Annotated in this window: 12 protein-coding genes and 1 tRNA gene; 10 read left to right on the top strand and 3 right to left on the bottom strand. The window is 60.9% G+C overall.

Annotation, left to right across the window (positions count from 1 at the left end):
* The first annotated feature begins 174 nt into the window (after positions 1 to 174).
* From WDX12_RS13515 to WDX12_RS13500, 4 genes are all read left to right on the top strand, one after another.
* Entirely contained in the window at positions 175 to 558 is a 384-nt protein-coding gene (locus WDX12_RS13515; protein WP_434725624.1) for a hypothetical protein, read from the top strand.
* 103 nt (positions 559 to 661) lie between these two features.
* Positions 662 to 1,327 (top strand): response regulator transcription factor, encoded by a 666-nt coding sequence (locus tag WDX12_RS13510; protein ID WP_434725194.1) that lies wholly within the window; start codon positions 662 to 664, stop codon positions 1,325 to 1,327.
* The gene (locus WDX12_RS13505; protein WP_434725193.1) at positions 1,324 to 2,760 is read left to right on the top strand and encodes a sensor histidine kinase; all 1,437 of its coding nucleotides are present in this window, start codon (positions 1,324 to 1,326) and stop codon (positions 2,758 to 2,760) included. Before WDX12_RS13510 ends, WDX12_RS13505 begins: the two co-directional genes overlap by 4 nt.
* Before the next feature lie 56 nt (positions 2,761 to 2,816).
* Positions 2,817 to 2,890: transfer RNA gene (locus tag WDX12_RS13500), tRNA-Gly, on the top strand.
* Positions 2,891 to 3,046: 156 nt separating this feature from the next.
* Here the strand turns inward: WDX12_RS13500 and WDX12_RS13495 are convergent.
* Positions 3,047 to 3,766: a methyltransferase domain-containing protein gene (locus WDX12_RS13495; protein ID WP_434725192.1), complete on the bottom strand. Its 720-nt coding sequence runs from the start codon at positions 3,764 to 3,766 to the stop codon at positions 3,047 to 3,049.
* 197 nt (positions 3,767 to 3,963) lie between these two features.
* On the opposite strand from WDX12_RS13495, the gene WDX12_RS13490 reads away from it, so the two are divergent.
* The gene (locus WDX12_RS13490) at positions 3,964 to 4,905 is read left to right on the top strand and encodes a hypothetical protein (protein WP_434725191.1); all 942 of its coding nucleotides are present in this window, start codon (positions 3,964 to 3,966) and stop codon (positions 4,903 to 4,905) included.
* A gap of 161 nt (positions 4,906 to 5,066) precedes the next feature.
* Positions 5,067 to 6,131 carry a glycosyltransferase family A protein gene (locus WDX12_RS13485; RefSeq protein ID WP_434725190.1) on the top strand — a complete coding sequence of 355 codons (1,065 nt, stop codon included), beginning with the start codon at positions 5,067 to 5,069 and terminating at the stop codon, positions 6,129 to 6,131.
* A 132-nt stretch (positions 6,132 to 6,263) separates the two neighbouring features.
* On the opposite strand, the gene WDX12_RS13480 is transcribed toward WDX12_RS13485, so the two are convergent.
* Together WDX12_RS13480 and WDX12_RS13475 are read right to left on the bottom strand one after the other, a co-directional pair.
* Positions 6,264 to 6,602 (bottom strand): protamine-2 (modular protein), encoded by a 339-nt coding sequence (locus WDX12_RS13480; protein WP_434725189.1) that lies wholly within the window; start codon positions 6,600 to 6,602, stop codon positions 6,264 to 6,266.
* Between the two features lie 104 nt (positions 6,603 to 6,706).
* Entirely contained in the window at positions 6,707 to 7,696 is a 990-nt protein-coding gene (locus WDX12_RS13475) for a LysR family transcriptional regulator (RefSeq protein WP_434725188.1), read from the bottom strand.
* Between the two features lie 293 nt (positions 7,697 to 7,989).
* On the opposite strand from WDX12_RS13475, the gene chvE reads away from it, so the two are divergent.
* The 4 genes from chvE to araD1 all read left to right on the top strand — a co-directional run bounded on the left by chvE (position 7,990) and on the right by araD1 (position 13,338).
* On the top strand, positions 7,990 to 9,060 hold the full coding sequence (gene chvE, locus WDX12_RS13470; protein WP_320297664.1) for a multiple monosaccharide ABC transporter substrate-binding protein: 1,071 nt from the start codon (positions 7,990 to 7,992) through the stop codon (positions 9,058 to 9,060).
* 195 nt (positions 9,061 to 9,255) lie between these two features.
* The gene (mmsA, locus tag WDX12_RS13465; protein ID WP_434725187.1) at positions 9,256 to 10,788 is read left to right on the top strand and encodes a multiple monosaccharide ABC transporter ATP-binding protein; all 1,533 of its coding nucleotides are present in this window, start codon (positions 9,256 to 9,258) and stop codon (positions 10,786 to 10,788) included.
* Complete coding sequence (gene mmsB, locus WDX12_RS13460) at positions 10,785 to 12,080, top strand: multiple monosaccharide ABC transporter permease (RefSeq protein ID WP_434725186.1); 1,296 nt, start codon at positions 10,785 to 10,787, stop codon at positions 12,078 to 12,080. Before mmsA ends, mmsB begins: the two co-directional genes overlap by 4 nt.
* 265 nt (positions 12,081 to 12,345) lie before the next feature.
* On the top strand, positions 12,346 to 13,338 hold the full coding sequence (gene araD1, locus WDX12_RS13455; RefSeq protein WP_434725185.1) for an AraD1 family protein: 993 nt from the start codon (positions 12,346 to 12,348) through the stop codon (positions 13,336 to 13,338).
* Positions 13,339 to 13,356: the final 18 nt, after the last annotated feature.

The following is a 13,356-nucleotide window of genomic DNA, read 5'->3' as shown; positions in this document are numbered from 1 at the left end:
CCGGAGACCAGTTTTCCGCGGCGGCCCGATCCCCGCCGATCTCCACCGCGGGAAACTGCCTTTCTCCGCCATCGCAGAAGCGGCCGGAGCCAACGGACGCCCGCGTAATGTCGATGCAATTTTCGTGGCCTAGCTGCCGGAGCGCACCACTATCCCAGGAATCAGATCATGTTCATGACAAGCAGAGGCCTCACCCTGGCGCTGAAGGCCTTCTTCGCCGCGGCGCTCATCGGCATGTCGGCCTGCGCCTCCGACATCATGAAGAACTATGTCGGACAGCCAGTCGAGTCGGTCGTCCTCGATTACGGCCCACCGACAACCGTCGTCGAGCTCGGCCCGGGCGAGCGCGCCTATCAGTGGCGCAAGGTCTCTACCAACGTGGTCTCCAGCTCATCGAGCGGCGAGGTCCGACATACCAAGCACGGCACCGAATATGAGGAGACCGAGACGCCCGGCTATGTCGAGCGTCAGGAATGCTTTTACACCTTCTACGCGCGCTCCTCGGGTGGTCGCTGGTTCATCACGAATTTCCGCAAGCCGAAGCTGGAGTGCGAGTAACGCGATCGCAAACGGCTGGCTGGCTCTTGCCCACCGACGCTCAAGGCCCTAGCCCACCCCATGGCCGCGTGCGGTGCTGCCGCCGCGCTGACGGAGACTGGACATGCGTATCCTGCTGATCGAGGACGAGCCGGAAATGGCGTCGGTGCTCAAGACGGCGCTGGAGCGACAGGATTTCATCGTCGACCGCACCGCGACGCTGGCCGACGCCGAGATCATGGCCAAGGTCGGAACGCATGATGCGATCGTGCTCGACCGCCGTCTGCCCGATGGCGAGGGCCTCGATCTCATTCCGCGCCTGCGCGCGATGAATGTCGATACGCCGGTGATCGCGCTGGCCGGCATCAACGACCGTGTCGTCGGGCTCAACGCCGGCGCCGACGACTATATGGTGAAACCCTTCGCCACCGAGGAGCTGGTGGCGCGGCTGCGCGCGCTGCACCGCCGCCAGTTCACCTTGCGCGCCGACCGCATCGAGGTCGGCCGCCTGATTTATGATTTTCGCGACCGCGAAGCGCTGGTGGACGACAAGGCTCTCGACTTGCCCCGGCGCGAGCGCCTGGTGCTGGAAACGCTAATCCGGCGGCCGGGCCGGGCGGTAATGCGCCGGACGCTGGAAGAGGCCGTTTATTCGCTGGATGACGAGATCGGTTCGAACGCGCTCGACGCGCATATTTCCAGGCTGCGCCGCAAGCTGGAAGAGGCTGCCGCGGGCATCGAGATCCGCGCCATTCGCAACATCGGCTATCTTCTCAGGACCTTGCCGTGAGGCAACGGCGGACACGTTCGCTGCAATGGGTGCTGGTGCGGCGGTTGATCCTGCTGCAGGCGGCGATGCTTGCGATCTTCATCGCGCTTTGCGCTGCGGCGCTATGGATTTCCAATCCGCACTGGCTGGTCGACAATGAGGCGGCCGTCGCGGCGTTGAAGAATGCTGTCGAGCGCAACGATGAGGGTGGCCTGGTGGTGCGCGAAACGGCAGAGCTTCGCCAATTCCGCGAGAGGTTCCCCCACCTCTGGTACATTATCCGCGACGGCAAGGGCCAAAGCCTCCGTGCAGGCGCCGTTCCCGATGTCTATACCAAGACGCCAGGCGATCTGCTGGATGGAGTAGACCGCGCGACCCTTGAATTCGCCAAGGACGATTCTCGGCCCGAAGCCTATGTCGAAAACGTCGCCACCAAGGCCGGTCTGGTGCAGGTCATCACCTCGACACGGTCATCGCGCGGCGAGACCGACGGGCTGGAGATCAATATATCGGCGACGATCGACGTCGCTCACAATCCCGACGGCAGCCGGAACTGGGAGCGAGCCCTGCCCGCGCTGGCGCTGATCATCGCCATGTTGCTTTTGCCCATCATCGTGGTCATGGGCATCACAACTTTGGTGACGACACCGGCCGTGGTGCGCAGGTCGTTCGCCGGACTCGTCGACACCGCCGAGCAGGCTGCCCGTATCGACATCAACACGCGCGGCCTGCAATTGCCGGTGCAGCGCGTGCCGCAGGAGATCGCGCCGCTGGTGCGAGCCTTCAACCAGACGTTGGCGCGCCTTGCCCATGGCTATGACCAGCACAACCGCTTCCTGACGGACGCCGCGCATGAATTGCGCACGCCGATAGCCATTCTGCGCACGCGGGCGGAACTGTTGACGAAGGAGCCGCAAAGCGAGCGCCTGCTGCAGGACATCGAGCGGCTGTCGCACCTTGCCCAGCAATTGCTCGATCATCAGATGCTGGAACGCCCGGCCGACGAGCGCCAGGTCGTCGATCTGGTCGAACTCGGCCGCCGGGTCGCCGCCGATTTCGCGCCGCTCGCGATCGAGGCCGGCTACGACCTTGCCTTCGAGCCGGCGCCCCAAGAGAAGGTTCATGTCCTGGGGAACAGCTCGCAGATCGAACGCGCCCTGGCCAATTTATTGCGCAATGCCATCGACCATGGCGGCGGGGCCGGCACGATCACCGTCGCGGTCGACAAAAACGGCGGCATGGAGGTGCGCGACGAAGGCCCGGGCATCCCGCCGGCAGAACGGGAGAATGTATTCCAGCCCTTCTACCGGCTGCAACCGCAGTCGCGCGGCGCCGGCCTCGGCCTCAACCTTGCCCGGCGGATCGCGGAGCTGCATGGCGGTAGCGTCAGGATACTGAGCGGCGCATCGGCAGGTGCCTGGGTGCGCATGGAACTGCCCACCTTGCCGTCGTAAGTGGTTCCGCTTTGCCGATTGCTTGAGGCCCGGCCATCATGGTAACGAGGGCTCGCGCGGGTATGATGTAATGGTAGCCTGTCAGCTTCCCAAGCTGAACGCGCGGGTTCGATTCCCGCTACCCGCTCCAGTCTGCAGCGCAAGGGTTTGCGGCCATTTCCCCGATCCGTTTTCTACCGCAGTTTTGCACCCGGTTTTGCAATTCACGTTCTGTCTTTGGCTTCGTTGAGCGATCGAATCGTGTCTTGCCGGCGATGACGACAATCTCTGATGGCCGCTGTCGACCTCAGGTTGCCGTGAATAATCTCCGCAATGAGCGCAATCGCCCATTGAAACTGCGAGCGTCGAGCCGATTGAACCGTGCTGCTCTGGGCAGATAGAGCCCCGGATGAACGCAATCCAGAACGGTTGACGTCGTGGGCAGCGCCAAGCGTTTAGCGGAATCCTCGTTGGCCATCAGAAGGATGTTTTGCCGGTACCAATAGGGCAGACTATCGTCACTCCAAATTCTTGGGCGGATAAGATCGAAAGTCAGATGCCCATACTCTTTGAACAGCGCTGCCCACTGGCTCTGCCAGGCCTCATTGACGTGGTGGGTGCCCCCCTGAAAGGGAATGGCGGCGGAGAAAAGAACGACTGGAGCGCTCCGGCAAAGCCATTCCACGGCGCGAACGGAAGCTTCTGCGGAGATATGTTCCAAGACCTCCGTGCAGATGGCCAAGTCGAATCGGCCAAGATCAGGGATTGCGGTTTCCAAATCTGCGGAGATGAACTCTTCCGCCTGGATATGCCGTTGTTCTTGCGGTACCCACTCGCCGTCGACGCCTCTAACGAGGGTAACACCTAGTTCTTTACCTGCCGCCAACCAGGAACCGGCAGCCGTCCCAAGGTCAACTATTGAGCTTGGCCTAATGTACTCGAACACAAGTTCAAGAATCTTTCGTGCGATGGCGATTTCGCCTGCTCGCGCTTCGTAGAACTCTGGGTCGTAGGTAATAGAGGCCATCCGCGACCAGTAGCCCCGCGCTGCTTCACGGTCAATTCGGAGGGCGTCGATTCCCTCACGGACGGCCGCCCTGCCGAGCCCGATATCGATGATGCTTCCGTTGGCATTGGAGGCATCGTGAGCGCGAGCGAAACTCCAAGCCGTCGAGTCTCAGCTCATGGTTGTTGTATCGATCGCCGATTGGTAAAAGACGAAGCATGCCGCGTGCACTATCGAAATACACCGTCCGCGAATGGTTCAGGCTGCGGCCGCTGGTCGACCGCAAAAATCATGCACGCTATCAAGTCCGGGAGCGGATCGCTCTCGCCAAGCACGCCGGCCCAGTGTCTCTTCCTCGCATCCGCAACCGAAAAGTGCTTATTACAATCAGCTTCAATGATCCCCAAGTGATTGGGTGGCAGATCAAGCTGATCGCCAAAAATATTCCTCACGCAATACACATCATTGCTGACAACTCGAATGATTTTGCAGCAAGGGCCGCTATCCAAGGCATTTGTAAGTCGACCGGCCTAACCTACGTCGCGGTGCCCGGAAATCCCTGGGGGAAGGGGAAGCCCGACGGCAGCAGATCGCATGGATACGCCCTCAATTGGGCGTGGCAGAACATCGCTCTAGCCAACAATTCGTCGATGGTAGCATTTCTCGACCACGACATTTTCCCGATCCAGAACACCGACCCTTTCAGGTTACTGGCCGCCGCCACCGTGGCGGGCGCGGTAACGACCCATCCGGATGGTCGGTGGTATCTGTGGCCGGGTTTCGCCTTGTTCAATCTCGATCGACTCACCACAACCCGACTCAACTTCGGCAAGGATTGGCTGGATGACCTCGACACAGGCGGCTTGAATTGGAGCCGACTCTATTGTCGCCTTAGCGAAGGCCAACTATGCAAGGCTAACGTCGATCGGCTGCCGATCGCGGACAATATTCCCTTCGAAGAAGCATTCTTTGAGCGAATTGACGACTGGACCCATGAATGCGGCACAACGTCGATCCAAATTGAGCCCGGGCGCCAGCGCTTGTTGATTGAACTCAAGCGCCGGCACACGATGAAGATCCTGGCGAGATCAGGACTTCTGACCGACCCGAACGAACTTAACCGCTCGGACTCCGCAATACATTCTTCGATTACACAGTAATTTTACACTCTTACAAAATGCGCCCAATGGTACGTAGGAAGATCGAGAAATGGCGTCGGAAGCTTCACCGAAAGCATCGCCCCTACATTTTGGATCCTCGAACTCACAGCTATTTGGATGTTGCGACTGCATTCCAGGAGGGAAAGCTAGGCAATGTTGCTTTGGCTGACGAATTCTTTTCGGCCATTGACAGAATCACGCTGTCTGACTTTTACGATGTCGGCGTCAACTGGGATGAAGTGGAGATACAAGCGAAATCACTACCGCCGTCCAACCGGAAAGTCGCCTTGTGTATAGATGAAGAGGGTACGAGTTCCAGGATTTTGGATGACGCAATGGAGACGCTGGAGCGAACAGGCATCGCTTTGGTCAAGGTTAAGTTCTCTACGCTTTGGTGGGACCAATCTCGATCTATCGGACTATTGCAAAAGCTAATATCTCTTGGCCTCACTCCGATCTTCCGAGATCAAGAGTTGGGCGACTCCCAATGCAATGTAATTTTTGCCCGTACCGACGTGACACGAGAGCTGTGGCCTACGCCTTCCTACGACAGGCAGGGAGGGGTCCCAGTACTGATACCTTGTTTCAACAATCCGACATACTGCGCCTTGATGCTGGATCAATTGTGGGACACAGGCTTTGAAGATATCCGCTTCGTGGACAATGCCTCAACCAGTGCTCAAATGCATGACTGGTTGCGAAGGGAGGACTCTCGCCGGAAAGTCATAAAACTGACCGAGAACATGGGCCCTAACAAATCGATAAATCGACTGAAGCGAGAACTTCCAAGGCACTTCTGTGTCACTGATCCTGATGTTCTCTTTAACGCGCGCCTGCCGACCAACTTTCTCACTGAACTGTTGAACCTTACCAAGCGGCATGCTGTTGGAAAAGCCGGCTTCGCTCTGGATATCTCGCGAAGCCACTTGTTTACAGGAAAGGCCCTGGTCGACCGTGACGATACAATTCCAAGATGGGAAGAGCAGTTCTGGTCGAAGCCACTCCATTTCACTGACGGAGGCGATAGGGTTTTTGAGGCCCGCATCGATACGACTTTCTGCGTTATCGACCAGAAATATTATCGGCCTTCCAAGCCATACGACGCGGTGAGAGTAGCAGGTCGGTACACGGCCACCCACTTGCCGTGGGAAGGACGAACGCAGGTTCCCGTGGAGGAAAAGGAAGTTTACGCTCGCACGCAGCTCCATTCGAACTATGGCAATTAAGGCAGTCCAGAAGCTGAGCCGAGAAAAACCGAGAAATACGGCGGCGAAACAGGTAACAGCCGATAACTGTCAGGGATGGGTCGCGCATAATCGTGCAAGACCCATCCCCTCAAAGGCGATTGTGCGCCTGAACTACAGCCAGATGTTGATCCAGTAGCGCTCGCGCCAGCAGCGACGGCGCCAGCGGCCATGACGCCAGACGCGGCGGCAGACATGCCTCCACCCGCGCCGACGGCGACGCCCGCGGTGGCGCCAGCGCCAATCTCCGTGATAGTGACGGTGGTGGGAAACCAGCTCCACCTCGGGCTGATCGTCACCTTCGAAGACTGCATTGTCCGGCTTGTCGAGTTCGTCCAGAATTCCGTTGCCGGCGGGAATACCGGCAACCGCCTTGCCAGGTCCGGCCAGGCTTGCCAGTGCCGCCGCCCCCGCAACGCCAAGCATTCCAGTCAGAAACAATCGACGTTCCATCAAAACCTCCCGAGCTGTTGAGCATCGGCGGCTCTTCCCTTACCCGCAACGGGCTCCAGCGAGCGACCGATCGGTTTGAACGTACAAGTAGCATTCTCGTTCCATTACCCAACTTCGCGCAAGATGAAGTCGTGCAGCATCTTCGCGGCGGGCGAGAGCACGCGGTTCTTGACCGTGATCAGGCTGTAGGGCCGGACTTCGATGTCGAATTCGGTCTGCACGACGTCGATCGCGCCGGCGAGCCCATCGCCGCCTTGAATGAACTTGGCGACCTGGATCGAGACAGGTGCGATGGCATCGGACTGCGCCACCATCACCAAGGTGAGCAGCAGCGAGGAGGTGTTGAGGATGCGGTCGGGCAACGGGATGTCGCGGTTCAAAAAGTTGCTTTCCATCGCCTGGCGCAGCGGCGAGCCGCCAGACTGGAACACCCAGTCATAGCTTGCCGTCTCCTCCAGCCGCACCATCCTGCCGCTCGCCAAGGGGTGGCCGCGGCGCACGATGAGGCAGGCCTTCTCGACGCCGATGACGCGCGATTCGAAGAGCCGCGGATTGAGGTCGTCGGGGATGCGGGCGATGATGAAGTCGTGGCGCGACGCGATCAGCTCGCGGGCGAGCACGTTCGAGGTCTCGACCTGCATGGTGATCTCGATGCGCGGATAGATGCGGCGGATCTCGCGGATCGCCGGCACGGCCAATTCGATCGCCGGCGCCGTCACGGCGCCCAGGAAGACCGAGCCACCCTTGCCGGCCTTGAGCTCGGAAATCTCGCGATCGGCCTCCCGCATCTCGAGCAGAATCGAGCGGGCGCGCCGGGCGAGCGCCTGGCCGTAAGGGGTCAGCGTCACGCCGCGCGGCAGCCGCTCGCACAACTTCACGTCGAGCACCGCCTCCATCTCGGCGATCATTCGCGAGGCGGCCGGCTGGGAGATGTTCATGACCTGGGCGGCGGCGCTTACCCGTCCGTGATCGTCCAGCGCGGCGATCATACGCATATGGCGAAGACTGAGGCCGCTGCGCAGCAGCGTCTCGCCGTCTCCCGGCAACTTTTCGTAACTCCCTGAAATCGCATCGGGATCGCGCAATGCCGCCATTATTTTTGATCTCTTGTCCGGGTTGCTGTCAGTCCCTTAAGCTATATCAGCTTCGATATAGCAACCAGCAAAGATCGCATTTGACAGTTATGTCAAAGGGACCCACCCTTCCCGCGTTCCGAGGCGCAGCAGTCGGCAACGAGCAAATTCGTATCGATTGAAACTGCGTCGCGGGACCGATTGGGAGGATACCGGAGATCGATAAAGTCGGCGGAGGCGCGCCAGCGCTCCTGTCCGACCGCGCGGCCCGCGAAGCCCCGAGGTGTCGCGTCCATCAACCAGGGAGAGTAATCGTGAAGATCATCAAGACGCTGGCCGCCGTGGCGGCCCTTGGCATTGCCGCCATGAGCTATTCGGCGCACGCCGCCGACAAGGGCCTCATAGGCGTGCTGATGCCGACCAAGACCTCGCAGCGCTGGATCAACGACGGCGACGCCGTCAAGTCTCAGCTCGAGAAGCTCGGCTACACCGTCGACCTGCAATATGCGCAGGACGACATCCCGAACCAGCTCAGCCAACTGGAAAACGAAATCACCAAGGGCCCGAAGGCGCTGATCATCGCTTCGATCGACGGCACCACCATGGCCGACGCGCTGCAGAAGGCCAACGACGCGGGCGTCGTCGTCGTCGCCTATGACCGCCTGATCAAGAAGACCAAGAATGTCGACTACTACACCACCTTCGACAATTTCGGCGTCGGCGTAATCCAGGCGAATTCGCTGGTCAAGGGCCTCAAGGAGCGCTTCCCGAACACCAAGCCGTGGAACGTCGAGCTGTTCGGCGGCTCGCCGGACGACAACAACGCCTTCTTCTTCTACAATGGCGCCATGTCGGTCCTGCAGCCGCTGATCGATGACGGCTCGATCAAGATCAAGTCCGGCCAGATGGGCATGGACAAGGTCGGCACGCTGCGCTGGCTCGCCGCCACCGCGCAGGCGCGTATGGACAATTTGCTTTCGGCCAACTACTCGGACGGCAGCCGCGTCGATGGCGTTCTGTCGCCCTATGACGGCCTGTCGCGCGGCATCACCGCCTCGCTTCGCGCCGTCGGCTACGGCACCGACGCCCAGCCCTGGCCGATCGTGACCGGCCAGGACGCCGAAACCGCCTCGGTCAAGCTGATCATCTCGGGCGAGCAGTATTCGACGGTGTTCAAGGACACCCGCGAGCTGGCCAAGTCGACCGTGGAGTTGGTCGACAAGGTGCTCTCCGGCGGCAAGCCTGAGGGCCTCGACACCAAGACCTACAACAACGACGTCAAGGTCGTTCCCTCGATCCTCCTGACGCCGGTTGAGGTCGACAAGTCGAACTATCAGAAGCTGGTCGTCGACTCCGGCTACATCAAGGCCGACGAGCTGAAGTAATCCAGCCCACAGGAAGGGGTCCTGCGCGACCGCAGGACCCCTTTTCGTTCACAAGCGAGCCCGGTATTGTTTTTGCCGGCTTCTGCAGCGATGCGCCGTCGCGGCGCGAACCAGACTGCAGTATGTTGATTTCGCGCATGGGCCTTTCCACGATCGATGCCGATTTGGGAGCCATGCGCCAGGGAGCAGATCCTGATGGCCTCGACGATTTTGGAGATGCGCGACATCACCAAGACGTTCCCCGGCGTGAAGGCGTTGTCGAACGTCAATCTCAGCGTCGAGGAAGGTGAGATTCACGCCGTCGTCGGCGAGAACGGCGCCGGCAAGTCGACGCTGATGAAGGTGTTGTCGGGCGTCTATCCATCCGGCACCTATGACGGCCAGATCGTTTTTCGCGGCCAGGAATGCAGTTTCAAAGGCATCCACGACAGCGAGCATATCGGCATCGTCATCATCCACCAGGAGCTTGCGCTGGTGCCGATGCTGTCGATCGCGGAAAACATCTTCCTCGGCAATGAGCACGCCACCTACGGCGTCATCGACTGGGACGCCAACGAGACGCGAACGGCTGCCCTGCTCAAGAAGGTCGGGCTCAACGAAGACCCCAAGACGCTGATCACCAATATCGGCGTCGGCAAGCAGCAGCTGGTCGAGATCGCCAAGGCGCTGAGCAAGGAAGTGAAACTCCTGATCCTCGACGAGCCGACGGCTTCACTCAGCGAAAAGGACAGCCAGGCGCTGCTCGACCTCCTGCTCGAGTTCAAGCGCCAGGGCATGACCTCGATCCTGATCTCGCACAAGCTGAATGAGGTGAACCGTGTCGCCGACAAGGTGACGGTGATCCGCGACGGGCGCACCATCGAAACCTTGCCGCGAAAAGACATCTCGGAAGACCGCATCATCACCTCGATGGTCGGCCGCTCGCTCGACGACCGTTACCCGCCGCGCGAGCCGAAGATCGGCGAGGTCGTCTTCGAAGTGAAGAACTGGTCGGTCTACCACCCGATCCATGCCGGGCGGCAGGTGATCAAGAACATCAATCTCAATGTGCGCAAGGGCGAGGTGGTCGGCATCGCCGGACTGATGGGCGCTGGCCGTACCGAATTTGCGATGAGCCTGTTCGGCCGCACCTACGGCCGGCACATCACCGGCGAGGTCGTGCTTGAAGGCAAGCCGATCGACCTCTCATCGGTGAGCAAGGCGGTGGAAAACCGCATCGCCTATGTCACCGAGGACCGCAAGACCTATGGCCTCAACCTGATCGACCACATCAAGCACAATGTGACCCTGGCCAACCTGTCCGGTGTTTCCAGCCGCGGCGTCATCGACGACATGCGCGAGATGAGCGTCGCCAACGACTATCGCAAGAAGACCAACATCCGCGCTTCCAGCGTCTACCAGCTGACCGGCAATCTCTCGGGCGGCAACCAGCAGAAGGTGGTGCTGTCGAAATGGCTGTTCGCCGATCCCGAAGTCCTGATCCTCGACGAGCCGACCCGCGGCATTGACGTCGGCGCCAAATACGAAATCTATACGATCATCGCCCGCCTTGCCGCCGAAGGCAAAGCGGTCATCGTCATCTCGTCGGAAATGCCGGAATTGCTCGGCATCACCGACCGCATCTACGTCATGAACGAAGGGCGCATCGTCGGCGAAATGGCGGCGAGCGACGCCAGCCAGGAGAAGATCATGCGCGCCATCGTTCGGGGAGAAGGAAAAGCATCATGAGCACAGAAACCTCTCCCGCGCCGCAGAGCGGCATCGCCGAAGACGTCAAGCAGCAGGGTCCGCGCGTCGCGGTCTCGGCGCTGACGACGAATTTGCGCGAGTACGGCCTGATCATCGCGCTGATCGTCATCATGCTGTTCTTCCAGTACACGACGTCGGGAACGCTGTTCAAACCGGTCAACCTCTCGAACCTGGTGCAGCAGAACTCGTTCATCATCGTGATGGCGCTCGGCATGCTCTTGGTCATCGTCTCCGGCTATATCGACCTCAGCGTGGGATCGGTCGCCGGCTTCATCGGCGCGCTCGCGGCGATGATGATGGTCATCTGGCCGCTGGGCATATTCTCAAATCCGCTGGTGGTCTCGATCGTCTGCCTGATCGTCGGCGCGCTTATCGGCGCGGCGCAAGGCTACTGGATCGCCTATCACAAGATACCGAGCTTCATCGTGACGCTGGCCGGCATGCTGATCTTCCGCGGCATCTGCCAGGCGCTGCTTGGCGGCGGCTCGTCGGTCGGTCCGCTGCCGGACAGCTTCAAGGCGCTGAGCTCCGGCTTCATCCCGGACGTCATCGGCCCGCTGACGTTGATCCCGCCGACGGTGAACGCGGCCGGCAAGACCATCCTCGGCAGCGGCCTCACCCTGCATATGACGACGGTCGTGCTCGGCCTGGTCGGGGTGCTCGCCTACGCCTATTTCGGCTTCAGGACGCGGCGCAAGCGCGAGCGTCACGGCTATGAGGCGGAGCCCTTCCCGCTGTTCGTCATCAAGACGCTGGTGGGCGGCGCGCTGGCGCTGTTCCTGGTCTTCCAGTTCGCCAGCTACAGGGGCTTCCCGGTGGTGCTGCTGGTGATGGGCGTGCTTATCTCGCTGTTCGTCTTCGTCACCAAGCGCATGACCATCGGCCGCCGCATCTACGCCATGGGCGGCAACGCCAAGGCCGCGCAGCTGTCTGGCATCAACACCGAACGGTTGACGCTGATGGTGTTCATCAACATGGGCGTGCTGTCGGCGCTGGGCGGCCTGATCATCGCCGCGCGCCTCGGCCAGGCCGTGCCGGCGGCGGGCCTCGGCTCAGAGCTCGACGTCATCGCGGCCGTCTTCATCGGCGGCGCCTCGGCAATGGGCGGTGTCGGCCAGGTGATCGGCGCTGTGGTCGGCGGCTTCATCATGGGCGTGATGAACAACGGCATGTCGATCATGGGCGTCAATGTCGACTGGCAGCAGGTGGTCAAGGGCCTGGTGCTGCTCGGCGCCGTGATCTTCGACGTCTACAACAAGAACAAGGCTTAGTGCATGTCGCCCAAAAGCGCTTAGCGGTTTTGGGGAAACGACATGCATCAAAACAAGGCTTAAGGGCCGGAACAAAGTTCAGGAGGCATACGGGTTCCAGATCGCGAAGCTGCCGGCAAACCCGCCGGCGCCGAGAAGTCCAGGCAAGGACCGTGCTCGCGAGCGCAATCCGGACGAAGAATTTCAACCGTGGCGGGGATTTCTCCACGCCGCGCCGGGTAAGGCTTGCCCACAGGCGGCCGACAAAATGAGAGAGGATTCAAACATGCTGATCTCCCAGATCCTCGACGACGCCGAGACGATCCGCGTCGTTGCCCGCAACGGCGGCGGCAAAACCAGGGTCATCAACGGCGCGCGCAGCGTCTATTCGCTGGCGATGGAGGCCGCCCGCACCGGCACAGGCCTCGAGGCGCTGATCGAACGCAAGGGCTATGGCGAGACGGTCGATCTCGATGCCGCCTACAAGAGGGGCAGGCTGGTCTCGCCGATCAACCATCCCGATCCCGCGCATCTGCATCTCACCGGCACGGGGCTGACGCATCTCGGTTCGGCGGCAACGCGCGACTCCATGCACAAGAAGCTCAATGACGGCGAGGAGCAGCTCACCGATTCCATGAAGATGTTCCGCATGGGGCTCGAAGGCGGCAAGCCGGCCAAGGGCCAGGTCGGCGTGCAGCCGGAATGGTTCTACAAGGGCAACGGCACGATGGCGGTGGCCCCCGGCGCGCCTTTGGTGTCGCCCGCCTTCGCGCAGGATGGCGGCGAGGAGCCGGAGATCGCCGGCATCTATGTGATCGGCGACGACGGCGCGCCGTTCCGCGTCGGCTTCACGCTGTCGAACGAGTTCTCCGACCATGTGACGGAGCGGGTGAACTATCTGTTCCTCGCCCATTCCAAGCTGCGCAACGCCTCGTTCGGCCCCGAAATCCTGATCGGCGACCTGCCGGCCGACATCCGCGGCGCATCGCGCATCTGGCGTGACGGCAAGCTTCTGTGGGAAAGGCCGTTCCTGTCGGGCGAAGCGAACATGTCGCACACCATCGCCAATCTCGAGCACCACCATTTCAAATATTCGGCCTTCCGCCAGCCGGGCGACGTGCATGTGCATATGTTCGGCACCGCGACGCTCTCCTTCGCCGACGGCGTCCAGACGGAGGCCGGCGATACGTTCGAGATCGAGGCGCCGGATTTCGGCCTGCCGCTGCGCAATCCGCTGGAGATTGAAAAGCCGGTGAAGGTGGCGGTGAAGGCGTTATGATTGGGTGATCTCCCCCCT

The organism is Mesorhizobium sp. RIZ17, assembly GCF_051127865.1.
Lineage (GTDB): Bacteria > Pseudomonadota > Alphaproteobacteria > Rhizobiales > Rhizobiaceae > Mesorhizobium > Mesorhizobium humile.
Note: the sequence above shows the minus strand (reverse complement) of the source record. Positions and strands in the feature narration are given on the sequence as shown.

Coding starts and splice junctions, on each gene's coding strand:
- araD1 (WP_434725185.1), top strand. CDS start 12,346: ATGCTGATCTCCCAGATCCTCGACGACGCCGAGACGATCCGCGTCGTT.
- mmsB (WP_434725186.1), top strand. CDS start 10,785: ATGAGCACAGAAACCTCTCCCGCGCCGCAGAGCGGCATCGCCGAAGAC.
- WDX12_RS13480 (WP_434725189.1), bottom strand. CDS start 6,602: ATGGAACGTCGATTGTTTCTGACTGGAATGCTTGGCGTTGCGGGGGCG.
- WDX12_RS13475 (WP_434725188.1), bottom strand. CDS start 7,696: ATGGCGGCATTGCGCGATCCCGATGCGATTTCAGGGAGTTACGAAAAG.
- WDX12_RS13510 (WP_434725194.1), top strand. CDS start 662: ATGCGTATCCTGCTGATCGAGGACGAGCCGGAAATGGCGTCGGTGCTC.
- WDX12_RS13495 (WP_434725192.1), bottom strand. CDS start 3,766: ATGGCCTCTATTACCTACGACCCAGAGTTCTACGAAGCGCGAGCAGGC.
- WDX12_RS13490 (WP_434725191.1), top strand. CDS start 3,964: ATGCCGCGTGCACTATCGAAATACACCGTCCGCGAATGGTTCAGGCTG.
- WDX12_RS13515 (WP_434725624.1), top strand. CDS start 175: ATGACAAGCAGAGGCCTCACCCTGGCGCTGAAGGCCTTCTTCGCCGCG.
- mmsA (WP_434725187.1), top strand. CDS start 9,256: ATGGCCTCGACGATTTTGGAGATGCGCGACATCACCAAGACGTTCCCC.